Origin of the sequence: Arthrobacter sp. FW306-04-A (assembly GCF_044358315.1) — a bacterium.
Taxonomy (GTDB): domain Bacteria; phylum Actinomycetota; class Actinomycetes; order Actinomycetales; family Micrococcaceae; genus Arthrobacter.
In genome coordinates this window covers 1,365,682-1,387,862 of sequence record NZ_CP084559.1, presented here as the reverse complement: position 1 = coordinate 1,387,862, position 22,181 = coordinate 1,365,682, and the positions used below count along the sequence as shown (strand labels likewise).

Sequence of the window (22,181 nt, the reverse complement as noted above, 5' to 3'; positions counted from 1 at the left end):
GGTAAACACCGCGCAGGAAGCTGCGTGTCCTAGCCTACCGGCCTTTGGCCGCTGTCCTTCTTCCGGGACCGACCTGCCTGCCCCCGGATGGAACCGCGGGAAGCGAGGGCATCCTTCGGCCAAGGCAACGTGGCCACGATGATGGCGGACAGGGTCAACAAGGTGCCAAGGACCGTGGGCAGTGCCACCACCGTTCCGGGTGCCGGGAGGACCAGGTCCAGCGCGAGTGATCCGAGCAACTGCCCGGCGATCATCCCCAGTCCCGTCACCAGGACACCCAGGCTGCGGACCAGCAAGGCCGCGAGCCCGATGAACACGCAGCCCATGGGACCGCCCAGGTAGTACCACCATTCAGCAGGCAAGGCGTGGCCGGGGCCGACCAGCAGCAGTTTGATTAGCCAGGCAATCCAGAGGATGACTGCTCCGGCGACGAAGTTCACCAGCGTGGCGGCGATGGGGCTGCCGTAGTGCACGGTTGCGGTGCCGTTCATGGCTTGCTGGAAACTCATGAGGCAGCCCGCCACGACCGGCAGAAGGATGGGGAGCAGCAAGGATCCGACGTCGGTGGCCGCCCCGAGGCGCGGCGAGACGGCCCACACCACGGCGGCAATCGTCAGGACGCTACCGAGGATCCGGACACCGGTGATCGAACGCTTGCCGCCGGGCCCGATGCCGAGCCGGTCCACGAGGAGCCCGCTGAGGGTCTGGCCTGTCACCGCGGCGACCGTGAATAAGGCCACCCCGAGCAAGCCAACGGTGAACGATTGGGCAAACACGAAAAGGGCACCGATCCCGCCTGCCAGGACGTAGAACCGCGGAAAGCTGCGCTCCCTCAGAGCAGGCAGGATCCGTCGCAAGGCAGAGCGGCCCTTGGGGACCGCGAGTCCGATCGCGGCGATCAGTACCAGCCCGGTGGTGAAGCTCACGACGGCGGCCGCGATACCGTCGTCGAGCGTTGCCCCCAGCGCGCCGTTGATCCGGCCCTGAAGGGGAATCACGAGTCCAGTGGCCACCGCCAGTAGCAGGCCGGTGAGCAAGGGAAGGGAAGTCCGGGAGGTACTTCCGGAAGTACTTCGGGAGGCGGGGCGGGACGATTGCGGCATTTTCACCACCCTACTTCAGGCATCATTGCTTGTATGAGCAACCCGGAAATTCAAGAAATCCCCATCCGCGACGACATGATCCGCCTCGGCCAGCTCCTGAAACTCGCCAACCTGGTGGAGGACGGCGTGGAGGCCACCGAGCTCATCAAAAACGGGCTGGTCAAAGTCAACGGAGAGATCGACGATCGACGCGGCCGTCAACTCCATGCGGGTGACACTGTGACCGTCAACGGACAAACCGTGCGGATCACCAAGGAGTCCTAGCTTTCTTAGGGCACGCTTTAGACGGAGGTGAGGACCTTGTGCTCCAGGAATTCGCCCACGTGGCCGATTTCCTGCTGGTTGATGCCGTGCCACATGCCGGTGTAGAGCACCTTGGTAAGGTCCGTGTGCTTTCGCACCCACTCCATGGTGTATTCGATCTTGTCCGGGGTAATGACCGGATCCTGTTGGTCCCGTCCCCAGAAGAGCGGCACGGAACCGTCCAGTTCGGCGTCGCGGAACGTGGGGTCGGCATCGGCGTCGACGGCGAAGCCTGAAAGCCCGACGACGGCGGCAAAGTCCGCCGGCCGCTGCCGCAGCAGCGAGGTGGCCATGGCCATGCCCATGGAAAACCCGAGGAGCGTCACCGAGCTGTGTTTGGCCTTGAACGGGTCCAACCAGGAAAACACATACTCGGCCGCGGTCTTGACGGCGTCGAGCGAGTAGTCGATGGACGCAGTGAGCGGGAACCACGTGAAGCCCGGGCCGGTGGCGATCGGGGCGCGGAGCGAGGCGACCACGAACTCCTGGGGCAGCAGGCTTGCGAGGCTAAAAAGGTCTTGCTCGTTGGATCCATAGCCATGCAACAGGACCAGCAACGGCTTTCCAGCCCGTTCCTCTTCTTCATGGGACCACAAAACGACCGGGGCGGGAAAGGCGGAAGCTTGACTCATGGGACTATTCTTACAGTTACCCATGAGTAACAAGCTACTGGCGCGTAGCGTTGCAGCAAAAGGCAGGATATCGACGTGAGTGACACTGATTTCCCGGTGAGGCACGGCGCGGATGATCGGATTCATCCGTGGACCCGCTACGTGGCTTTGGGTGATTCGTTTACCGAGGGCATCGGCGACCCCGAGCCCAACAGTCCGGGCGGACATCGCGGCTGGGCTGACCGGGTGGCCGAGGAACTGAGCCGCGGTCACAGGGATTTCGCCTACGCCAACCTGGCGATCCGGGGGCGCCTGCTCCAACAGATCGTGGACGAACAACTCGGCTCTTGTATGGACCTTAAGCCGGACCTCGTAAGCATCTCCGCAGGCGGCAACGACCTCATCCGTCCCGGTGGCGATCCCGATGCTCTGGCCGAGAGACTCGATGCCACGGTACAGACCCTGAGTTCAGAAGGCGCCACGGTGGTTCTCTTCAACGGCCCGGACACCGTTTCGTCAGTTCTTGGGCGCATCCGCGGCAAGGTTGCCATCTACAACGAAAACCTGCGGACCGTAGCCGCCCGCCATGACGCCGTGGTGGCGGATATGTGGTCCCTGCGGCAACTTTCCAACTCGCAGATGTGGGATGAAGACCGCCTGCATTTCTCGCCCCTTGGCCACCACACGATCGCCACCATGGTCCTCGATTCCCTCAATGTTCCGCACAATCTGGAGCCGCTCCAGCCCAAGCCACTGCCACAGCGGAGCTGGCAGGAAGCGCGCTCCGGCGACCTCGTGTGGGCGCGTGAGTATTTTGTTCCGTGGGTCATCCGCCGGATCCGGCACCAGTCCTCCGGCGACGGGATCTTGCCAAAACGCCCGACGCCGGGACCCGTCTTCGGTCCGGCCGACTCCGTTTTGCCCCGAAACTGACGGAGGACCACGACGCTTGTCGCAGGGGCCGGGGCTAAGCTGGAGAAAGACCTAGGAGGCCTCCACCGTGAACAATCTGATCTTCTGGATCATCGTCTGCTCTTGGCTGATTCCCATGGGGATCCGCATGTACAACCGTTCGCGCCAACGCCGGATCAGGGACTTCCCTCCGCAGAATTACCCAGGTCAGAATTACCCGGGTCCTCCGCAGAACTACCCGTACGGCTACCCGGCAGCGCCTCCGGTGGTGATCCCGGCTGAGCCGCAGCCTCCGGTGGCGACGCCCGCACCAAAGGCCGCTCCGCCGTCGTCGACCATTCCCCAGCCGGACACCGCGCCCCATGGCTACCGGGCCCGGAAACTAGCCGAACTGGACCAGCAGTACAGCGACGGGAAAATTGCCATGGAGGACTACATGTTGCTCCGCCAGGAGATCATGAACGGCTGATTCAGGAGAAGAAAGCCTGCGTTAGCCAAAGAAAGCTTCGCGCAGCTGGGGGCCGAGCTGGCCGATCTCAGTGAGGAAACCATCGTGCCCTATGGGTGCCTCGATGACGTGCACTGAGACCTCACCGGGCAGGGCCTTGGCCAGTTCGTGCGATTGCTCCGGAAAGTAGAGCCGGTCCGAGTCCACCGCGGCAACAAAGAACGTGGCAGTGGCCACGGACAGCGCATCCTCCAGGGCACCCCGGCCACGGGTGATGTCGTGGCTCATGAGCGCCTCTGTGATGGCAATGTAGCTGTTGGCGTCGAAGCGCTGGACCAGTTTGCTTCCTTGATGGTCGAGGTAGCTCTCCACCTGGTACCGGCCCCGGTCCCCCAAAGCGGGAGCTTGGAGGGGCGCTTCACCGCCCTGGGCATTCCGGCCGAAGCGGAAATCCAGTTCCTCCGCCGAGCGGTAGGTGATATGGGCAATCCGCCGGGCGAGGGCCAACCCCGCCTCGGGCGCGGGCTGGCCATAGTAGTCACCACCGTTGAAATCGGCATCCTGCCGGATGGCGAGCGTCTGGGCCTGGGCGAACGCGATCTGCTCGGCAGTGCTGTACGCCCCGATTGAAATCACGGCACATCGCTTCACGCGGTCCGGATAGCTGACCGCCCATTCCAGGGCACGCGCACCGCCCATGGATCCGCCTACCACCGTGTGCCAGCTGTGGATCCCCAAGGCGTCGGCCAGCCGGGCCTCCACCGTGGTGCTGTCCCGCAGCGTCACCAGCGGAAAACGGGAACCCCACGGCTTGCCATCAGGCGCGCTCGACGACGGCCCGGTGCTGCCGTAGCAGCCTCCCACGATGTTGACGGAGACGACGAAATAGCGGTCCGTGTCAATGGTTGCCCCGGGCCCAACGAGTTGCTCCCACCAACCCTCATCGTCGCTTTCACCGCGGGCCACATGCGTGCTGCCGGTCAGGGCATGTTCCACCAGCACAGCGTTTGAAGCATCGGCGTTGAGCCTCCCCCACGTCTCGTACGCAAGGACGACGTCCGGGAGAAAACCTCCGGCCTCCAGTTCGAGTCCGCCCACGGAGACATACTTGAGCGTTCCGTCCTGGGTGCCGGAAAGGGGTATGGCTGTTGCAGCAATTGTCATTCGTTGACACCTCACATCGCGCTTGCCCGCCGCCAACAAAGCGAAGGGCCAGGTCTTCACCCGGGGCACCCCGCCGCGAGAGGAGGGTTGCCGGCCAGCAAGCCGGGGCTGTCACTGGCACTCATGACCTAATACGAAGAGTCTAGGAAAACCGGACCCCTTCTGACGAAGATTATGACATCTATGTGACACTTGGCCGCGTTTTGTTCATGCAAGCGGGTGCGGAGAGGCCGGTTAACGAAGGGGAGCATGATGCGCGTGTGACTCGATAGAATCAGATACAGCAGTCTGCATGTGGCCTATGCCAACAACTCGCAAGGAAATTTCAATCTCGGGAGGATCCATGCGCTTTGCCCAGCGCCTGGCCATAGCTACAGCGGCGCTCGTGATGGTGCCTCTGGGTTTGGTACCACCAGTCGTGGCCCAGGCCGCACCCGCCCAGCACGCCAGCGTGGAAACGAAACCCTCAAGCGACATCAGCGCGGACTCACTCGAGCCCGACACGACCGCCGGCGAGGCGCGCTACATTGTGCAATACACCGACGGGTCCGATGTTGCGGGACAGACGGCATCCTTGCGGTCTCAAGGTGTCCGTGTTGGGAAGACGTTCTCACACGCAGTCAAGGGCGCAGTGGTGGCAGCCACCCCCCAGAAGGCCGCAGAATTGGCCAAGTCCGCCGGCGTCGCTGCCGTTGAGCGAGACACGCCAGTGAGGATTGACACTACGCAGGACGGTGCTCCTTGGGGCCTGGATCGCAGCGATCAGCGCACACTTCCCTTGTCCGGAACCTACACGCCCCCCGCCAGCGGCGCAGGCGTTTCGATCTACGTTGTGGACAACGGCGTACTTGGCACCCATCAGGACTTCGGCGGCCGTGTGAGCGCGGGCTGGGACGCCATTACCCGCAGCGCCCCGGCGGCCTCCCCGTGCACCGATACGTCATCATTCCCCGAAGCCGGCCACGGGACGCACGTCGCTGGAATCGCGGCCGGCAGCACCTACGGAATGGCTAAATCGGCAACGATTGTGCCGATTCGGGCACTCGACTGCCACGGCAACGGAAACGCCTCCGACGTCATAGCGGGACTGGATTGGATGGTGCAGCAGCACCAGCCCGGACAGCCCGCGATTGCGAATCTCAGCCTGTCAGGCGGCGCGAACCCGAGCCTTGACGATGCAGTCCAAGGCGCAATCAACAACGGCATTACCGTAACCTTGGCGGCGGGCAATTCAAGCACGGACGCCTGTACCCTTTCGCCTAGTCGCGTGCCGGCGGCTCTGACGGTGGCCGCCTCCGACATGTCAGATCGGCAGGCATTCTTCTCCAACTTCGGTTCCTGCGTTGACTTATATGCTCCAGGGGTTCAGATCACCTCCGATTGGGTGACATCGAATACTGCGACCAGCGTCCTCAGCGGCACCTCGATGGCGGCGCCCCACGTGGCGGGAGCGGCCGCCATGCTCCTCTCCAGGCACCCTGATTGGAGCCCGGCGCAGGTGGCTGCGATTTTGACCACAGGGGCGACCTTCGGGGTCATCCAATCGGCCGGAAACTGCACGCCCAACCGGCTGCTTTACGTTAGCAGCGCACTCTTTACGGCACCGCCGTATCCCTCAGGCGGGTTTGTCCAGACAGCTCCGTGCAGGCAGCTCGATACCCGTGACGGTACCGGCGGGGTCACTGGGCCGGTGGGGCCAGGACAAACCATCAACGTCAAAGTCACCGGCCGGGGTGGCATCCCTGCCACGGGGGTTTCCGCCGTCGCGATGAACATCACGGTCTCCAACACCACGTCCAACGGCTTCATCACCGCCTATGCCGCTGGAACCCCGCAACCAAACACCTCGAACGTCAACTACGGGCCAGGGCAGATCGTCCCCGACTTCGCCATCACCCCCGTCTCCGCTGACGGAACCATCTCCTTCACGAACACCTCCTCCGGCACCGCCCAACTCATCGCCGACACCTCCGGTTACTACCTTGCCGGTGCGGCTACTAATCCTGGAGCGTTTTCCGCCCAGGCACCATTCCGGCAATTGGATACCCGTGACGGTACCGGCGGGGTCAACGGACCGGTCGGGCCCGGACAAACCATCACCGTCAAGGTCACCGGGCGCGGTGGTCTCCCAGCCGCGGGGGTTTCCGCCGTCGCGATGAACATCACGGTCGCCAACACCGCGTCGAACGGCTTCATCACCGCCTACGCCGCTGGAACCTCGCAACCAAACACCTCGAACGTCAACTACGGGCCAGGGCAGATCGTCCCCAACTTCGCCATCACCCCCGTCTCCGCTGACGGAACCATCTCCTTCACGAACACTTCCTCCGGTACGGTCGAACTCATTGCCGACACCTCCGGCTACTTCCTTGGCGGTGCGGCCACTGATCCCGGGGCGTTTTCCGCCCAGGTACCATTCCGGCAATTGGATACCCGTATCGGTACCGGCGGGGTCAACGGACCGGTCGGGCCTGGACAGACCATCAACGTCAAGGTCACCGGGCGCGGTGGTCTCCCAGCCACGGGGGTTTCCGCCGTCGCGATGAACATCACGGTCGCCAACACCGCGTCCAACGGTTTCATCACCGCCTACGCCGGGGGAACCCCGCAGCCGGGCACCTCGAACGTGAACTACGGGCCAGGGCAGATCGTCGCCAACTTCGCCATCACGCCGGTCGGCGCTGACGGAACGATTTCCTTCACCAATAACTCGAGCGGCACCGTCCAACTCATCGCCGACACTTCGGGCTACTACCTCGGGAGCTGAGGCATGGCTCGCGTCGGGGGGCCACCTCGAGGCGAGCCTCAACGGGACCAGCCTGCCGGTCCGGGAGCGTTCTCCGCCGGTGCTGGAGGCTTTGTGACGAACGCGTTGCTTTCCGTCCCGGCCCGTCCCGAAGTGACGCTGAGCCGCCTTTTCGATACATCCCACCTTGGTTAGGCTTGACTTAGCTGAGAGCTCCATCACAAAGTGCCAAGATGAAGCCATGCGCATGGATCACGTCTCTTACGCTTGTGAACGAGATGGCCTCTTGGCCACCACCGAGCGGATTTCCGCAGCATTGGGAGTGGACGCAGTCCGGGGCGGAGTGCACCCGCGCTTCGGTACCCGGAACATGATCATCCCCCTTGCTGACCACAAATACCTGGAAGTTGTCGAGGTCCTTGACCACCCGGCATCCGACAAGGCACCCTTTGGACAAGCCGTCCGTGCACGCTCCGCCACAGGAGGTGGTTGGATGGGCTGGTGCGTCGCTGTGGACGACCTGAGCCCGTTCGAACAACGGCTCGGACGCGCCGCTGTCCCCGGCAACCGCAAGTTTCCGGACGGCCGCGAACTCGTCTGGTCGCAAATCGGCATCCTGGGACTGATTGCCGATCCCCAGGTACCCTACTTGCTCCGTTGGGAGGGCGACCCCGCGCTTCACCCGTCCCTCGTCTACCCAAGCGACGTCAAGATGTCCAGCCTCACCATTGCTGGTTCGGCAGAGCGGGTCACCGAGTGGCTCGGGGAACCCGTGGAGAAGCCCCTTGAGGACGTTGCGGTCCAATGGATGGCTCCCCACGGAACGCCTGGAATCATGTCAGTAACGTTCGAAACCGCCAACGGAGCCGTCACAATCTGACGGAGCATCGGGCTAGGAACGCCCGGAAAACTTCGGCCGCCATATGCGGGTGCCAATGACGTCACCCGCGATGGCGGCCGAACCCTTTTAACGGCGTTGTTCCTACCCCAGCCCGATCGCCTTGCCGAAGACGCTGAAGCCGACGAATGCCACGATGTCCAGGAGTGCATGCGCCACCACGAGTGGCATGACCCGTTTGGTCCTGGTGTAGATCCAGCCGAATACCAAACCCATGACCGCATTGCCAATGAAGGGCCCGAAGCCTTGGTATAGGTGGTAACTGCCGCGCAGGAGCGCACTGAGCCCGATCGCCACCGGCGTGCTCCATCCGAACTTCCCGAAACGGTCCAGGAGGTAGCCCACCACGATTACTTCTTCGACGACGGCGTGCCGCACCGCGGACAGGATCAGCACAGGCACTGTCCACCAGTAAGAGTCCAGGCCGCTGGGGATGATCTCAGTCGTGATTCCCAAGGCGCGGCCTGCTGCATAGAGGCCCAGCGACGGGATTCCGATCAGGGCGGCGAGACCCAGTCCCTGAAGCCCGTCGCGGCCCGGGCGGGCGAAGTTGAAGCCTAGACGCGTGAATCCCGAAGGACTGTCTGCCGTTTGGCGGTGCATCGTCAGAAAGTAGAACACCAGCACCACGGGGACCAGGGCGAAGGCAATATCGAGCAACTGGTAAGTGAGATCGAAGTACTCACGGGTGTTCTGGGAACGATTGAGGGTGGACGTTGCCTGGGACAGGGGTGCCCGAGTCATCTTGTCCAACAACTGCACCACGGAGTACACGGCTGATTGGCCCAGGGACAGGCCAAGGACTATCAGCACTTCGGCGCGCAGCCGGCGCGTTGAGGCAAGGAGCATGTTCCTATCTTGCCTGCATTTGGCTGATGTTTTCCCGGGAGCTCATTCTCCGAGGGGTCGCCTACACGGCAAGGGCGGCAGCGGACCCTATGCTTGGTGGGATGAGCGCGCCAGCACGAATCTTCATGATCCGGCACGGCCAGTCCGCCGCCAACGCCGACACTTCCATCTACAACCGTGTCCCCGACTACCGCATCCCGCTGACGGAGCTCGGGGTCGAGCAGGCTAGGGCCGCGGGTGAGGAACTGCGCAAGACGCTCGACGGCGAGCCTGTGTGCGTCTACGTCTCGCCGTACCTTCGGGCGTACCAGACACTTGAAGCACTGAATCTGGGCAACCTCACGGAAAGGGTGATCGAGGAACCCCGGCTGCGTGAACAGGACTGGGCCAACTTCCAAATCGCCGGAGACATCGGGGACCAAAAGGAGCTTCGCAACCTCTACGGCCACTTCTTCTACCGGTTCCGGGAAGGCGAATCAGGTTCCGATGTCTACGACCGCATTTCGTCCTTCATGGAAACCCTGTACCGGCATTGGGAAAAACCCGATTACGCGCCCAACACCCTGCTGGTGACCCACGGCCTCACCATGCGTCTTTTCTGCATGCGGTGGTTCCACTGGTCGGTAGAGTACTTCGAGTCCCTCAACAACCCGGGCAACGCGGCGCTACGGACCCTTATCCGCAACGATCAGGACAAGTACGATCTCGACACGCCGTTCAGCCAATGGGTGCGGCGCAGCACGGACGAAACCGTGCTGAACGCTCCCCCGATGGTTTTCTGACGGGCGGAGCTAGGCGTCCTTCGCCACGATCACTTCGGTGCCGTTGGCTTCGAACGCGGCCTTGTCCTCGGCGGTGATCCCGGAATCTGTGATGAGCCGGCGGAAATCGTACCCGGCCATCGCCGCGAACGCGCGCTTGCCGATCTTCGTGGAGTCGGCCAGGACATAGGAATCGGTGGCACGGCGTGCCATGACAGTATTCACCATCGCCTCGCCCTCGTCCGTGATGGTGGGGCCGATCTTCGGATCAACCCCGTTGACGCCGATGAAGGCGATATCCAGGGCAACCTTCTGCATGATGACATCGGTGTATGGCCCCACAAGTTCGTACGAACGCGGGTTCAAGATGCCACCGGTGACCATGATCTTGATGTTGGGGCGCACGGCAAGCTGGGCGGCGATATTGATGGCGTTGGTGACCACCGTCAGCATGGGCCGGTTGGAGGGTGCGTTCAGGTCTTCGCGGGTGGACAGGACTTGGGCCAGGGCCGTGTTGGTTGTCCCGCCGCTGAGTCCGATCACGGCCCCGGGCACGATGAGTTCCGAAGCCGCCAGGGCAATCTGCTGCTTGGCCTCCGCGTGGTCATTCCTGTTGTAACGCCCCGGGAGCTCGTAGGACACTGATCCCGTGGTTGCACCGCCGCGGGTACGGCTCAGGAGCCGTTGCTTTGCGAGGCTGTCGAGATCACGGCGCGCCGTGGCCGGTGAGACGCCCAGGCGGGTCACGATATCCTCGACCTCAACATGCCCTGACTCGGCGAGGAGATCAAGGATGGCTGTCAGTCGATCGTTGCGGGTCATCACGAACCTTCCGGAAATTGAGGCTAATTCACTTTCGCGAACAGCGTCAGCAAACGTGCGGTTTCCAACACCAGGGCATCACGTCCGGCCTTGATGTACTTGCGGGAGTCCACCACGGAGGGGTTGGCATCCAGGTACTCACGGACGGCGCGGGTGAAGAACCCGTTCAAGTGTGTGGATACGTTGATCTTAGTCATACCGGCCCGGATTGCCGCCACCAGGGTCTCATCTGCTACGCCCGAGGAACCATGAAGGACGAGCGGCAGCTGGACCGCCTGCTTCAGCCGCGTGATCAACGCCAAGTCCAGGGTGGCACTCCGTTCTGTCATGGCGTGCGATGAACCGACCGCGACGGCAAGGGCGTCGACGCCGGTGGCGTCCACGAAGGAGCGGGCCTCGGCCGGATCCGTCCGGACTCCTGGAGCGTGGGCGCCGTCCTTGCCTCCGACCTTTCCGAGTTCGGCCTCAACGTAGACGCCGTGTTCCTGGGCGTATTGGGCGACCCGTCGCGTGACTTCGACGTTCCAGTCATAAGGCAAGTGGGCGCCGTCGTACATCACGGAGCCGAAGCCGAGGTCAACGGCTTGCAGGGCCAGCTCTTCGGATTCGGCGTGGTCCAGGTGCAAGGCCACGGGAACTGAAGCATCCCGGGCAATCGACATTGCACCGCGGGCAATCGGCACGAGTCCGCCGTGAAAGCGGGCACAGTTCTCCGAGATTTGCAGGATCAACGGGACTCCGGCGGCCTCCGCTCCGGCCACCAGGCCCTCTGCGGTTTCGAGGTGGATGACGTTGAAGGCACCTTGGCCGATGCCGTTGGCCGCGGCGGTGTCCATGAGTTCCCGTGTGCTGACGAGGGTCACAGGGTCTCCTTCCAGCTGAGAATGAGTTGATTTTCGAGGTCCTCGTAGAGCGGCGAGATCTCGCCGGCGGCGGGCATGAGCACCGCGGCGGCGGACCACGCTGTGGCCCTGCGCAGGATCGTGGGAATGTCGGAGACTCCGCTCGCGAGCGCGACGGCGGCCGCCGCCACTCCGGCGTCGCCCGCTCCGGTGGGGTTGCCGCTAAGGGGCTCCGGGAGACGTGCGCACCAGTAGCCGCCCGGGGCCTCATGGTGGAAGGCAAGCATGCCTTCGGCGCCGGCACTGACCAGGACCGTCTTCGCACCCAAAGCGATCAATTGCCGTGCGGCAGCTTCCAGGCTGTTCTCCCCTGTTGCCTCGAGGAGTTCGTGGTTGTTGGGCTTGAGCAAATCCGCCCCGGCCCGCGCGGCGGCGATGATTCCGGGACCGGAGGTATCGACGACGGCGGGGATCCCGGCGTCGTGCGCCAGACGCACCAGCGCGGGGTAGAAGTCCGCCGGCGCGCCCGGCGGCAAGCTGCCGGAGCCGACAAGCACTCCGGCAGCTTGCCCGTCGAGGGCCTCGACGACGGCGGCAGCCAACGCCTGCCATTCGGACGGTTGGAGGGGGCTCCCCTGTTCATTGAAGATGGAGGTTTCGCCGCCCACCGTATCCACGAGGGCGATGCTCCGCCGGGTTTCCGCCGCGACCGGAACCAAGCGATGGGGCACGCCGCTGCTGCGGAGTTCAGCGGCGAATTCCGCACCGGCGGCGCCGCCGGAGGGCGCGAGTGCCAGCACGGGATGGCCCAGCTGGTGCGCCACCCGGGCGACGTTGAGGCCTTTTCCCCCTGCGCGGCTAAGGGGTGCGGCTACGCGATGGCTTGCGCCGGGAGTTATCCCGGCGACGTGGTAGCTGAGGTCGATGGCCGGATTGGGCGTGACCGTGATGACCCGCTTCATGGCCTGGATCCCGTGGCGGAGGCGGCCTTCGCCGCAGGGAGCAGTGCCCGGGCCCTCATCGCAGCACCGAGCAACCCTGCGTCCTGGCCAAGTTGGGCGCGCATGATGATCGGCCGGCGCTGGAAATCGAGCAGCTCGTCAAGGCGCGAGCGCAGCGGCTGCAGGAGTCCCTCCCCTGCTTCGGCCAGACCGCCGCCGACCACCACCGCTTCCGTGCCGATGATGCTGACGCACTGGCTGAGGCTGAAGGCGAGGGCGTCCACGGCGTCAGCCCAGATCCGGGCCGCGAGCGCATCGCCCGCTTTGGCACGCTCCAGAACTTCACGGGCGCCGGCCCGCGGGGTTCCGGCCTGGTCGCTGTAGCGCTGGGCGATCGCTCCAGCGGAGCCAACCCCTTCGAGGATCGTGGTCCCGGGGCCGTCGGGGTCCGGAACAAGGGCGTGGCCCAGTTCCCCGGCGAAGCCACCTGCGCGCACGGGGTAGCCATCGGAGATGACAGCGGCGGCGATCCCGGTGCCGACCACCATCACCACGACGTTTCGAAAATCCCGGGCGGCTCCGAAGCGGAATTCGGCCTCGGCCGCCGTGCTGACATCGTGGCCGAAGGAAACCGGGAGTCCCAAGCGCCGCGTGGCTTTTTCGCCGAAGGGAAAATTACGCCAGCCCAGGTTCGCCGAGTAGATCCCCACTCCGGTGTCGGAGTCCACGATTCCTGGAACAACAATGCAGGCTGCCTTTGCCGGGTGGCCGGGGAATTCGGCGGCAAACTCAGAGGCCAGTGCGGCGATGGCGTCCAGGATCGCATCGCCCGGCCGCAGGGAATCACGTGGCGTTGCGACGCGGCGCAACCCCAGGACATTCCCGGCCGCGTCGACGAGACCCGCCTTCAGGTCCGTCCCGCCGACGTCGAAGGCCAGGACCGCGGATTGGGCGGCTCCGAGAACCATGGAAAGACCTAGGCCGTGGTGTTCAGGACGACCGAGCGCGTGAGGTTGCGCGGCAGATCCGGGTTGAGGCCGCGCACGCGCGCCCGCTCCAAAGTGACCTTATGGACCCGGGCCAGCTCCGCGAGCGGGTGCTTGCCGGTGTTGACGTACAGGGCGCCAGTCCGGGCCATATCGGCATCCAATCCCTCAGGCTGCGCGCCGAAGAGCCACGTGACCCGGCCAGGGGCCGCAATGGAAATGGGACCGTGCCGGTATTCCATCGCCGGATATGACTCGGTCCAGCCCTGCACTGCCTCGCGCATCTTGAGTCCGGCTTCATGGGCCAGGCCAACCGTCCAGCCGGTGCCGAGGAAGGTGAACTGTTCGGCGTCGAGCAACTCCTGGGAAACGGGGTCCGTCACTGCCGTGCGGGCGTGTTCGATGGCGGTGCCGAGTTCGATGCCCAGGCTCGTGAGAAGGTACACCAGCGCGGTGGTGGCGAAGCGGGTCTGGACCACCGACTTCTCGTCGGCGTAGGGAAGTCCGATCACGGCGTCGACCAAGGCGGTGATGGGTGAATTCACGTCGCCGATCACCGCAAGCGTCCTGGGTTTTCCGCTTACGGCTTTTCCGCGCAAGGCTTCCAGCAGCTCCAGTACCTCCGTGGTGGTGCCGGAGCGGGTGATGGCGATGACGGCGTCGTACTGGCGACCGGCGCTGTTGTGATTAAGGAAAGCTTCCGACGCTGCGAATGCGTCCGTGACGCCCTTGCCCGCGGCTTCGCGGGCAGCGGCATAGCTTTGCGCCATGAACCATGAGGTACCGCAACCGACGACGGCGATCCGCTCACCATCGGCAGGCAGCAAATGCTCCGCCTTCGATTGCTCGATGGCCCGCTGCCAGACCCCGGGCTGCGAAACAAGCTCTTCTTCCATGAAGGCCCCGAGGGTGTTGTTACTCATCGCACTTACCATTCCTGTCCGCGCTTCTTCGACGCACTCTTCAACACTCAACGATTTGACGTTTTCTGATCTATACAAACACTAAACGATCATATTCAATCGCACAAGGATTGAGGGGCGATGTGGGCGAGTCAAAAGAAAAAGCAGGGCCCCTCCATGTGGAGAGGCCCTGCCTGGTGTTGCGGAGATGGGTTTACTGCGCGTGGACTCCGGCCCGCCACACAGCGAAAGTCAGCGGGATACCGGGGCGGTAGGCCAGGTGGGTGGCCGACGGCGCCTTGAGCATGTGAAGGTCTGCACGGTGCCCGACGGCGATCGAACCCACCGCCCGTTCGCCGTCGACGTCGTTGCCCGACTCCCTGGCGAGCGCCAGCGCACCGCCGTAGGTTGCGGCCCGGACGGCCTCGTGCACGCTCAAGTGCATCTGCAACACCGCCGTGGTGACGCAGAAGGCCATCGAGCTCGTGTAGGAGGTGCCGGGGTTGCAGTTCGCGGCCAAGGCAATCTGCACGCCGGCGTCGATCAACGCGCGGCCCGGGGCGAGCGGCTGGCGGGTGGAGAGATCGCAGGCAGGCAGGCAGGTAGCCACGGTTCCGCGGGTGCCTGTTCCGGTCGCAGCGTCCCAGCCGCTCCACGTCCCCGCGAGCGCCTGGATATCGGCCTCCGAAAGGTAGTTGACGTGGTCGACGCTGGCCGCGCCGAACTCCACAGCCAACTGGACACCGGGTCCAACACCTAACTGGTTGCCGTGGACGCGCAGTCCCAGGCCAGCGTCGCGGCAGGCGGACAGCACGCGGCGCGACTGTTCCTCGGTGAAGGCGCCTCGCTCGCAGAAAACATCGGCCCAATCCACGTAGGGGCGGACGGCGTCGAGCATCGGGCCGCAGACGAGGTCCGTGTACTCCTCAGCATCGGTTCCGGCCGGGACCAGGTGGGCGCCCAAGTAGGTGACTTCGTCCACAGTGGCGGCGGCGATGCGGGCGCTGCGGGCCTCGTTCTCGAGGTCCAGCCCGTAGCCGGTCTTGCTCTCCAGGTAGGTGGTGCCTTGGGAGACGGCTTCGGTCACGCGTCCGGCGGCGAGGCGGGTCAGTTCCTCGTCGCTTGCGGCGCGAGTGGCGCCGGTGGTGACGGCGATCCCGCCGGCGCTGTAGCTCTGGCCCGCCATTCTGGCCTCGAATTCGGCGGTGCGGTCTCCAGCGAAAATCAGGTGCGAATGCGAATCCACCCAACCCGGAAGCACGGCGCGGCCTTCAGCGTCCACGCGTTCGTCGGCGGCGGGAGCCTCGGATGCGGGGCCGATCCAGGAAATCCGCTCACCCTCGATCACCACGGCGGCGTCTTTGAGGACGCGATGCTCAGCGTCCTGGGTCATCAATTCGCCGATGTTGCTGATCAGTGTGCTCGTCTGCCCGCTCATGAACCTATTGTTCAACGGCGGATGGACCAACGGGTGGCCGCAAGCTCCTCCGGTGTCCGGGATACCGGACTGATGCCGGATATGGAGCCCAGGATCTCGGCGGCAGCCAGCTCGGCAATGGCGGAGGAGGTCTGGAAACCATAGCCGCCTTGACCCGCGAGCCAGAAGAAGCCGGGAGCCTCGGCGTCGAAACCCACGGCCGGGACGCCGTCGCCAGCTTCCGTTCGCAACCCGGTCCAGGCCTTGGCCACGGAATGGATGCCCAGCGACGTGAGCGAGTTCAGCCGGGTCACCAACTCTTCCACGTCGCCGGGCCGCGGCTGTGCGTCCTCGGGGCCGCTCGGCACCGCCTCCGACGGCGAAATGAGCACTTGCGCCCCCTCGCGCCGGAAATAGTAGGAATCATCGGCTGCCGCCACCATGGGGCTTCCCAGTGGAAGGGGGCGTCCGACGTCGACAATCGCCGCTGTGCGCCGGAAGGGCTGCAAGCCCAGCTTCTCCACCCCGCTGAGCACCGCGAGTTCGTCCGCCCAGGCACCGGCGGCGTTGACGACGACGGCGGACTGGAAGCCTTCCAGCCCGGCGCCCAGTAGCCAGCCCGAGCCGAGGCGTTGGGCCGAATGGACCCGGGCGCCGGTAATGATGTCCACTCCCCCGGCTTCGGCACGCTGCCGATGGTCCTCCAGCAACACGGGTGCATTGCAAGCGAATGACCCGGTATCCAGGCCCGCGGCCGTGAAGGACCCGGGGTTGAGGGCCGGGCACAGTTCAAGGGCTTCCGCGTGGGTGATGGCATGCATATGGCCACTGGCTTCTGCCTTGACCGTTGCTTCATCGCCCACCAACATGAACGAGCGCGGTGCCAGCACCGGTACCGGCAACACGGCGTCACGTGCTGCCAACAGTTCCAGTGTTCGAACGGTGAGTTCCTGAACCACGGCCGGTCCATAGCTCGGGATCAACTGCCGTGCCGAGCGGGACGACGTGTGGTAGGCCAGCGTTTGTTCGGCCTCCACGAGGGCTACCGAACAGTGGCCGGCCAGCGCCGAGGCCAGGGACAATCCGGCGATGCCGCCGCCGACAATTACCACGTCATAGTTTGCAGCCATCCCTCCATCCTGTCAGCGCGGAAGCTCGGAAGCGAGAGAGCCAGTCGCGAGGGGATCGGCTGCGGGCGTCCGGCGGCACTATTCCACCGCGGACGGCTTAATCCCGCTGTACGGTGTCCACCAGGTCAGCGGCTCCGTGACTGTGAAGCGCCGTCCCGAGATCGAGTCCGCCGGAATCCGGACAAAGTGGTCCTTCCGGCCGGCTTCCCACGGAAACAGAGGCAGCGAGAACGAGTTGATAACGTCGTCGATCTGTTTGACGGGCGCTGCTTTGCCATGGAGCACGACGCTCCATGCGACTCCGGTGCTCGAATCGACGCCGTCCACCTCCATGGCCACCGGGAATTCGCCCATGGCTGCCGCGAGCTTTGTGCCCGCCCCGGTTCTGAAGACAACCGTCCCCTGGTCCACGGCGTAATTAATGGGGAAAATGTCGGGGTGGTCTCCGAGCCACACCGCCAGCCTGCCGACGGACACGCCCCTCAAGAGATTCCAGCATTGCTGGGAATCCAACACCTCGGTGCGAGGTTGTGCTGCATCTTTGTCCATGCTGCCGATCCTAGGCCTCTGACCCCTGTCGGGACAGGGCTTAGGGATTCAGCGCAGGTATTGGAGCTGACTGAAGTGGCTGAGGTAGCTATCCAATAGCTCTTGCGCCACCCCGACCGAATCCACCAGAGGGTTCATGGCCAGCGCCTTGTAGGCGGAGCGCCGGGAACCAGTGAGCGCAGCGTCGATTGTGGCGCGTTCGACGGCCTTGGCGTTGATGACGAGTCCCCGGGCGTAGTCCGGCAAGGCCTTCGCCGGGAGCAGGCGGACTCCACGGCCATCCACCAAGCAGGGTGCCTCGATGACGGCGTCGGCGTCGAGCTCAGCCAAGGTGCCGCTATTGGGGACGTTCAGGATCAGGCGGGCAGTTTCCCCCTGGCTGATGGCCCGCATGATGCCCAGAGCAACGGTCTCGTAGCCGCCCGACACCAGGTCCGCGGCGTCGCGTTCGAAAGTACCGGCCGCGTCCCTGTTGCTCTGCATGTACGTCTCTTCGCGATCCAGCTTGGTCTTTTCCCAGAGCCGCAGGGCAGCCTTCGAGGAAGTTTCCCGCAAAGCTGGCCCCGCACCGCCGTCGTTCGCGTCCCCGAGCCCGTCGTAGAAGGACGATTGCTGCCGCGCCAAATAGGCGCCGCGGCTGCTCGCGGCGCGCCGATCGGCGTCGAGCGCTTCCCGCGTGAAGTAGTAGTAGTGAAGATACTCATTGGGAACCGCGCCAAGTGCCTGGATCCACGAAGCGCCGAACAACCGGCCCTCTTCAAAGGACTCGATGGCGTCCGGGTCGGCCAGGAGGCGCGGCAGGACGTCCTCACCGTCAACCACCAGCCCCCGCAGCCAGCCCAGGTGGTTCAGCCCGATGTAGTCGATCTCCACGGATCCATCGCGGAAGGCTGACGCGCCGCGGTGGATGCCTGCCGCGCCAAGTGCGCGTCTTGCCAGCCCCACCGGCGAATCGCAGATCCCCACCACTTTGCGGCCAAGGACTCTGGTCATGACCTCGGTGATGACGCCCGCCGGATTGGTGAAGTTGATGAACCAGGCCCCCGGAGCGTGCTTCTTCACCGCCGCGGCGATGTCCAGGACCACGGGAATGGTCCGCAGGGCGTAGGAAATTCCCCCCGCGCCCACGGTCTCCTGCCCGATGACTCCATGCTCGAGGGCAATCCGTTCATCGGCGGCGCGTCCCTCCAACCCACCCACCCGGATGGCGGAGAAAATGAAGTCCGTGCCCGGCAGCGCCTCCGACAACTCCGTGAACCTGCGGACTGCCGGCGCATCAGGCACCCCCTCGGCCATGTCGGCGAGGACCCTGGCCACCACTCCCAGGCGCGCGGGGTCGGCGTCGAACAGCCTGAGTTCCGTGACCCGGCCCGCTTCATGGTCGGCCAGCAATGCCGAATAGACCAGGGGAACCCGGAATCCCCCGCCGCCCAGGATGGTGAGGATCATCGGAACTCAGAGCCCCGCTGCGGCGCGGCTCTTCACGAAAGCCTGGACACACGCCTCGACGTCCTCTGAGCTGTGCGCTGCCGAGAGCTGCACACGGATCCGGGCGGCTCCCTTGGGTACCACCGGGTAGCTGAACGCGGTGACGAAGACTCCGTGGTGGAGCATCTCGTCGGCCACCTTCGCGGCCACGACGGCGTCGCCGAACATCACCGGGATGATGGCGTGTTCGCCGTCGAGCAGTTCGAAGCCTTCCTCGCTCATGCGGCGGCGGAACAGCGCTGCGTTCTCAAAGAGCCTGGACCGGAGCTCGCCGGAACCCTGGACCAATTCGATCGCCTTGATGGTGGCTGCAACGATGGCCGGAGCCAACGAGTTGGAGAACAGGTACGGGCGGGCCTTCTGACGCAGCATGGCGACGATTTCGGCCCGGCCGGAGACGTAACCGCCCGAAGCGCCACCGAGGGCCTTGCCGAACGTGCCGGTGTAGATATCGACCCGGTCGGAGACGCCTGCGTGTTCCGGGGTTCCGGCGCCGGTGGCACCCATGAAACCGACGGCGTGGGAGTCGTCCACCATGACCAGGGCATCATGCTTATCCGCGAGATCGCAGATGGCCGCAAGCGGAGCGAGGTAGCCGTCCATGGAGAAGACGCCGTCCGTCACGATGATCTTGCGGCGGGAACCCGCGGCTTCAAGCAGTTTGGCTTCGAGATCGGCCATGTCCTGGTTGGCGTAGCGGAAGCGCTTGGCCTTGCTGAGGCGGATGCCGTCGATGATGGAGGCGTGGTTCAGGGAATCCGAGATGATGGCGTCCTCAGGCCCGAACAAGGACTCGAACACTCCCCCGTTGGCGTCGAAGCAGCTGGAGAACAAGATGGTGTCCTCGGTTCCCAGGAACTCGGAGACCCGGGCTTCGAGCTCAAGGTGCAGGTCCTGGGTGCCGCAAATGAAACGGACGGATGCCATGCCGAAGCCGCGCTGGTCCATGGCGGCCTTGGCGGCGGCAATGATATCCGCGTGGTCCGCCAGACCAAGGTAGTTGTTGGCGCAGAAGTTCAAGACAGTATTGGCGGGCTGGCCGAGCTGGCCGGCCGAGATGTGGCTGGCCTGCGGCGAGTCAATGTGGCGTTCAGTCTTGAAGAGTCCTGCGGTGCGGATCTCTTCCAGTTCGCCCTGCAGCTGGTCTTTGATGCTTGAGTACATTGGTGGCTCCTGGTACTGGGAGTAGAGTGCTGGTTTGGCGGACTTTACGGCCACTAGATTTCGGTCCAGTCGAGGACTACCTTGCCGCCCGAGCCGGCGCGGGCGATCTCGAAGCCCTTTTCCCAGTCGGCAGCGGACAGCTTGTCCGTGACCACAGCGGAAATGTTGCGGTGCAGTACGGGATTCGAGGACAGCATGGCGCTCATGGCGTACCAGGTTTCGTACATCTCGCGGCCGTAGATGCCCTTGAGGGTCAGCATGTGGGTGACCACTTTGCCCCAGTCGATGTCGATGGACTGGCTGGGCAAGCCAAGCATGGCGATGCGTCCGCCGTGGTTCATGTTGTTGATCATCTCAGGCAGGGCCGTGGGATGCCCGGACATTTCCAGGCCAATGTCGAATCCTTCGCGCATGCCGAGCTCGCGTTGGGCATCCTTGACGCGCATTTTGGAGACATCGACGGCCAGGTCCACGCCCATCTTCCGGGCCAGCTCAAGCCGCGGGGCGGACACATCCGTAATGGCGATCTTGCGGGCACCGGCGTGGCGCGCGACGGCGATTGCCATGAGTCCGATGGGCCCCGCACCGGTGATGAGCACGTCCTCGCCGACCAGCGGGAAACTCAGGGCGGTGTGGACAGCGTTGCCGAACGGGTCGAAGATGGCGCCGAGCTCCGGCGTGACCGAGGGATCGTGGTGGACCCAGACATTGGTCTCCGGTATGACGACGTATTCGGCGAAGGCGCCATCGCGCTGCACCCCCACGGACACCGTGTGGATGCACATCTGCCGGCGACCGGCACGGCAATTGCGGCAGATTCCGCAGACCACGTGGCCTTCGCCGGAGACGCGGTCGCCGACCTTGACGTCACGGACGTCTTCGCCCACGGCCACCACTTCGCCGTAGAACTCGTGGCCCGCAATCAGCGGCGCCTCGATGATGCCCTGTGCCCAGGCGTCCCAGGACTGGATGTGCAGGTCCGTTCCGCAAATGCCGGTGGTCATGACACGGATCTTGACGTCGCTGGGACCGGCCTCCGGCTCGGGACGTTCGACGAGTTCAAAACCGGCGTGCGCACCGGACTTGTAGAGAGCCTTCATGGGTCTTCCTAACTCAGGGGATGGGCCGTTTGTGTGCCGTTTCACTTCATTGAAGCCCCACGAACGCTTTAGCACAACTAGGTTTTTCTCAATCAACGATTTAGCATTTACTAAATGGAAGTACACCAGCTCCAGATGCTCAGGGAACTAGGAGATCTCGGCAGTGTCAAGGCCGTAGCAGAGACCCTCATGGTCACACCGTCTGCCGTCTCCCAGCAGCTCGCGCTCCTGCAGAAATCCGTCGACGTGCCCCTGACACGCAAGGAAGGCCGCGCCTTGGTGCTCACGGATGCGGGGAGGGTCCTCGCCGACGCCGGAGCCGCCGTCGTGAACGCGCTCGCGGACGCACGGGCGGCGATCGGCGCTTACCACGACTCCCCGGGTTCCACCGTGACCGTGAGCGCCTTCCACAGTGCGGGGCAGGCCCTGTTCGCTCCGCTTGCGGCATTGCTGGCCACTGCAGGCGGCGCGGGTCCGGAAAGCGTCCCCCGCTTGAAGCTCGCCGACGAGGACGTCGCCCAGGAAGACTTTCCCGGACTCGCGGCGCGGTACGACCTCGTGCTCGCGCATCGGATGGAGCACAGTCCCGGGTGGCCCACCGACAAGGTGGCTGTGATCCCGCTCGCGGACGAACCCCTCGACGTCGTGTTGCCTGCCGGGCACCCGCTCGCGGCACGCCGCGAACTCAGGCCGGCCGACGTCGTCGGACAGACTTGGGTGACCAGCCGCGCAGGCTACTCCCCCGCAGACGTGCTGGCCGCCGTCGTCGCTGTCAGCGGGCGCCCCGCGGACGTCCTCCACCGCATCAACGACTACTCCACAGTGGCCTCGCTCGTGGCAGCCGGTGGGGCGATTGGTTTGCTCCCGCGGTTCACTGCCCGGCGCGTGCTGGATGCGGGCGTGGTCCTGCGTCCGCTGGCGGGGGTCAATTCGGTGCGAAAAATCGACATCCTGGCAAGGCCGGAAACCCTGAAGCGGAAATCGGTCATGACGGTCTGCGAAGCGCTGCAGACCGTCATGACCGAACTCGCCGGGGCTACGTAGC

22 protein-coding genes and 1 riboswitch are annotated in these 22,181 nt (G+C 64.6%); of the genes, 7 read left to right on the top strand and 15 right to left on the bottom strand.

Features of this window, described 5'->3' with window-relative positions; all coding sequences use genetic code 11:
• Positions 1-29: 29 nt before the first annotated feature.
• Positions 30-1,103: a DMT family transporter gene (locus LFT43_RS06315; protein WP_395801677.1), complete on the bottom strand. Its 1,074-nt coding sequence runs from the start codon at positions 1,101-1,103 to the stop codon at positions 30-32.
• 33 nt (positions 1,104-1,136) lie between these two features.
• Here LFT43_RS06315 and LFT43_RS06310 point away from each other — a divergent pair, with 33 nt between their 5' ends.
• A complete protein-coding gene (locus LFT43_RS06310) occupies positions 1,137-1,367 on the top strand; it encodes an RNA-binding S4 domain-containing protein (RefSeq protein WP_395801676.1) in 231 nt (76 codons plus the stop codon).
• A 17-nt stretch (positions 1,368-1,384) separates the two neighbouring features.
• Here LFT43_RS06310 and LFT43_RS06305 read toward each other — a convergent pair whose 3' ends face one another.
• Positions 1,385-2,038 (bottom strand): alpha/beta hydrolase, encoded by a 654-nt coding sequence (locus LFT43_RS06305; RefSeq protein WP_395801675.1) that lies wholly within the window; start codon positions 2,036-2,038, stop codon positions 1,385-1,387.
• Between the two features lie 75 nt (positions 2,039-2,113).
• Here LFT43_RS06305 and LFT43_RS06300 point away from each other — a divergent pair, with 75 nt between their 5' ends.
• Together LFT43_RS06300 and LFT43_RS06295 are read left to right on the top strand one after the other, a co-directional pair.
• Positions 2,114-2,950: an SGNH/GDSL hydrolase family protein gene (locus tag LFT43_RS06300; protein WP_395801674.1), complete on the top strand. Its 837-nt coding sequence runs from the start codon at positions 2,114-2,116 to the stop codon at positions 2,948-2,950.
• Positions 2,951-3,017: 67 nt separating this feature from the next.
• Positions 3,018-3,398: a hypothetical protein gene (locus tag LFT43_RS06295; RefSeq protein WP_395801673.1), complete on the top strand. Its 381-nt coding sequence runs from the start codon at positions 3,018-3,020 to the stop codon at positions 3,396-3,398.
• 21 nt (positions 3,399-3,419) lie between these two features.
• On the opposite strand, the gene LFT43_RS06290 is transcribed toward LFT43_RS06295, so the two are convergent.
• A complete protein-coding gene (locus LFT43_RS06290; RefSeq protein ID WP_395801672.1) occupies positions 3,420-4,541 on the bottom strand; it encodes a homoserine O-acetyltransferase in 1,122 nt (373 codons plus the stop codon).
• Positions 4,542-4,554: 13 nt separating this feature from the next.
• A riboswitch (SAM riboswitch) is annotated at positions 4,555-4,670 on the bottom strand.
• 172 nt (positions 4,671-4,842) lie between these two features.
• Between LFT43_RS06290 and LFT43_RS06285 the strand changes: the two genes are divergently transcribed.
• Together LFT43_RS06285 and LFT43_RS06280 are read left to right on the top strand one after the other, a co-directional pair.
• Positions 4,843-7,308: a S8 family serine peptidase gene (locus tag LFT43_RS06285; protein WP_395801671.1), complete on the top strand. Its 2,466-nt coding sequence runs from the start codon at positions 4,843-4,845 to the stop codon at positions 7,306-7,308.
• Between the two features lie 220 nt (positions 7,309-7,528).
• Positions 7,529-8,167, top strand: a complete 639-nt coding sequence (locus LFT43_RS06280; protein ID WP_395801670.1) for a VOC family protein — start codon at positions 7,529-7,531, stop codon at positions 8,165-8,167.
• A gap of 102 nt (positions 8,168-8,269) precedes the next feature.
• Here LFT43_RS06280 and LFT43_RS06275 read toward each other — a convergent pair whose 3' ends face one another.
• A complete protein-coding gene (locus LFT43_RS06275; RefSeq protein WP_395801669.1) occupies positions 8,270-9,034 on the bottom strand; it encodes a CPBP family intramembrane glutamic endopeptidase in 765 nt (254 codons plus the stop codon).
• Positions 9,035-9,135: 101 nt separating this feature from the next.
• Between LFT43_RS06275 and LFT43_RS06270 the strand changes: the two genes are divergently transcribed.
• Positions 9,136-9,816, top strand: a complete 681-nt coding sequence (locus tag LFT43_RS06270) for a histidine phosphatase family protein (RefSeq protein WP_395801668.1) — start codon at positions 9,136-9,138, stop codon at positions 9,814-9,816.
• Between the two features lie 9 nt (positions 9,817-9,825).
• Here the strand turns inward: LFT43_RS06270 and LFT43_RS06265 are convergent, their stop codons facing one another.
• The 11 genes from LFT43_RS06265 to tdh form a co-directional block, all read right to left on the bottom strand.
• Positions 9,826-10,617 carry a DeoR/GlpR family DNA-binding transcription regulator gene (locus LFT43_RS06265; RefSeq protein WP_395801667.1) on the bottom strand — a complete coding sequence of 264 codons (792 nt, stop codon included), beginning with the start codon at positions 10,615-10,617 and terminating at the stop codon, positions 9,826-9,828.
• A 23-nt stretch (positions 10,618-10,640) separates the two neighbouring features.
• A complete protein-coding gene (locus LFT43_RS06260; protein ID WP_395801666.1) occupies positions 10,641-11,480 on the bottom strand; it encodes a ketose-bisphosphate aldolase in 840 nt (279 codons plus the stop codon).
• On the bottom strand, positions 11,477-12,421 hold the full coding sequence (locus LFT43_RS06255) for a 1-phosphofructokinase family hexose kinase (RefSeq protein ID WP_395801665.1): 945 nt from the start codon (positions 12,419-12,421) through the stop codon (positions 11,477-11,479). The genes LFT43_RS06260 and LFT43_RS06255 overlap by 4 nt, the downstream gene beginning before the upstream one ends.
• Entirely contained in the window at positions 12,418-13,368 is a 951-nt protein-coding gene (locus tag LFT43_RS06250) for an ROK family protein (protein WP_395801664.1), read from the bottom strand. The genes LFT43_RS06255 and LFT43_RS06250 overlap by 4 nt, the downstream gene beginning before the upstream one ends.
• Positions 13,369-13,376: 8 nt before the next feature.
• Positions 13,377-14,309 (bottom strand): SIS domain-containing protein, encoded by a 933-nt coding sequence (locus LFT43_RS06245; RefSeq protein WP_395801663.1) that lies wholly within the window; start codon positions 14,307-14,309, stop codon positions 13,377-13,379.
• A gap of 193 nt (positions 14,310-14,502) precedes the next feature.
• Positions 14,503-15,726 (bottom strand): imidazolonepropionase, encoded by a 1,224-nt coding sequence (gene hutI / locus LFT43_RS06240; protein WP_395801662.1) that lies wholly within the window; start codon positions 15,724-15,726, stop codon positions 14,503-14,505.
• Between the two features lie 11 nt (positions 15,727-15,737).
• A complete protein-coding gene (locus LFT43_RS06235; RefSeq protein ID WP_395801661.1) occupies positions 15,738-16,835 on the bottom strand; it encodes an NAD(P)/FAD-dependent oxidoreductase in 1,098 nt (365 codons plus the stop codon).
• Between the two features lie 78 nt (positions 16,836-16,913).
• Entirely contained in the window at positions 16,914-17,384 is a 471-nt protein-coding gene (locus LFT43_RS06230; protein WP_395801660.1) for a pyridoxamine 5'-phosphate oxidase family protein, read from the bottom strand.
• Between the two features lie 48 nt (positions 17,385-17,432).
• Entirely contained in the window at positions 17,433-18,833 is a 1,401-nt protein-coding gene (locus LFT43_RS06225; protein WP_395801659.1) for a 6-phospho-beta-glucosidase, read from the bottom strand.
• Positions 18,834-18,839: 6 nt separating this feature from the next.
• Positions 18,840-20,036, bottom strand: a complete 1,197-nt coding sequence (locus tag LFT43_RS06220) for a glycine C-acetyltransferase (protein WP_395801658.1) — start codon at positions 20,034-20,036, stop codon at positions 18,840-18,842.
• 53 nt (positions 20,037-20,089) lie between these two features.
• Positions 20,090-21,136 carry an L-threonine 3-dehydrogenase gene (tdh, locus tag LFT43_RS06215; protein ID WP_395801657.1) on the bottom strand — a complete coding sequence of 349 codons (1,047 nt, stop codon included), beginning with the start codon at positions 21,134-21,136 and terminating at the stop codon, positions 20,090-20,092.
• 114 nt (positions 21,137-21,250) lie between these two features.
• Between tdh and LFT43_RS06210 the strand changes: the two genes are divergently transcribed.
• On the top strand, positions 21,251-22,180 hold the full coding sequence (locus LFT43_RS06210) for a LysR family transcriptional regulator (protein WP_395801656.1): 930 nt from the start codon (positions 21,251-21,253) through the stop codon (positions 22,178-22,180).
• Position 22,181 lies beyond the last annotated feature (1 nt).

What these genes read in the sequence shown, in the direction of transcription:
- LFT43_RS06315 (WP_395801677.1), bottom strand. Translation starts at nt 1,103, where the DNA reads ATGCCGCAATCGTCCCGCCCCGCCTCCCGAAGTACTTCCGGAAGTACC.
- LFT43_RS06310 (WP_395801676.1), top strand. Translation starts at nt 1,137, where the DNA reads ATGAGCAACCCGGAAATTCAAGAAATCCCCATCCGCGACGACATGATC.
- LFT43_RS06305 (WP_395801675.1), bottom strand. Translation starts at nt 2,038, where the DNA reads ATGAGTCAAGCTTCCGCCTTTCCCGCCCCGGTCGTTTTGTGGTCCCAT.
- LFT43_RS06290 (WP_395801672.1), bottom strand. Translation starts at nt 4,541, where the DNA reads ATGACAATTGCTGCAACAGCCATACCCCTTTCCGGCACCCAGGACGGA.
- LFT43_RS06285 (WP_395801671.1), top strand. Translation starts at nt 4,843, where the DNA reads ATGCCAACAACTCGCAAGGAAATTTCAATCTCGGGAGGATCCATGCGC.
- LFT43_RS06280 (WP_395801670.1), top strand. Translation starts at nt 7,529, where the DNA reads ATGCGCATGGATCACGTCTCTTACGCTTGTGAACGAGATGGCCTCTTG.
- LFT43_RS06275 (WP_395801669.1), bottom strand. Translation starts at nt 9,034, where the DNA reads ATGCTCCTTGCCTCAACGCGCCGGCTGCGCGCCGAAGTGCTGATAGTC.
- LFT43_RS06270 (WP_395801668.1), top strand. Translation starts at nt 9,136, where the DNA reads ATGAGCGCGCCAGCACGAATCTTCATGATCCGGCACGGCCAGTCCGCC.
- LFT43_RS06265 (WP_395801667.1), bottom strand. Translation starts at nt 10,617, where the DNA reads ATGACCCGCAACGATCGACTGACAGCCATCCTTGATCTCCTCGCCGAG.
- LFT43_RS06255 (WP_395801665.1), bottom strand. Translation starts at nt 12,421, where the DNA reads ATGAAGCGGGTCATCACGGTCACGCCCAATCCGGCCATCGACCTCAGC.
- LFT43_RS06250 (WP_395801664.1), bottom strand. Translation starts at nt 13,368, where the DNA reads ATGGTTCTCGGAGCCGCCCAATCCGCGGTCCTGGCCTTCGACGTCGGC.
- LFT43_RS06245 (WP_395801663.1), bottom strand. Translation starts at nt 14,309, where the DNA reads ATGAGTAACAACACCCTCGGGGCCTTCATGGAAGAAGAGCTTGTTTCG.
- hutI (WP_395801662.1), bottom strand. Translation starts at nt 15,726, where the DNA reads ATGAGCGGGCAGACGAGCACACTGATCAGCAACATCGGCGAATTGATG.
- LFT43_RS06235 (WP_395801661.1), bottom strand. Translation starts at nt 16,835, where the DNA reads ATGGCTGCAAACTATGACGTGGTAATTGTCGGCGGCGGCATCGCCGGA.
- LFT43_RS06230 (WP_395801660.1), bottom strand. Translation starts at nt 17,384, where the DNA reads ATGGACAAAGATGCAGCACAACCTCGCACCGAGGTGTTGGATTCCCAG.
- LFT43_RS06225 (WP_395801659.1), bottom strand. Translation starts at nt 18,833, where the DNA reads ATGATCCTCACCATCCTGGGCGGCGGGGGATTCCGGGTTCCCCTGGTC.
- LFT43_RS06220 (WP_395801658.1), bottom strand. Translation starts at nt 20,036, where the DNA reads ATGTACTCAAGCATCAAAGACCAGCTGCAGGGCGAACTGGAAGAGATC.
- tdh (WP_395801657.1), bottom strand. Translation starts at nt 21,136, where the DNA reads ATGAAGGCTCTCTACAAGTCCGGTGCGCACGCCGGTTTTGAACTCGTC.
- LFT43_RS06210 (WP_395801656.1), top strand. Translation starts at nt 21,251, where the DNA reads ATGGAAGTACACCAGCTCCAGATGCTCAGGGAACTAGGAGATCTCGGC.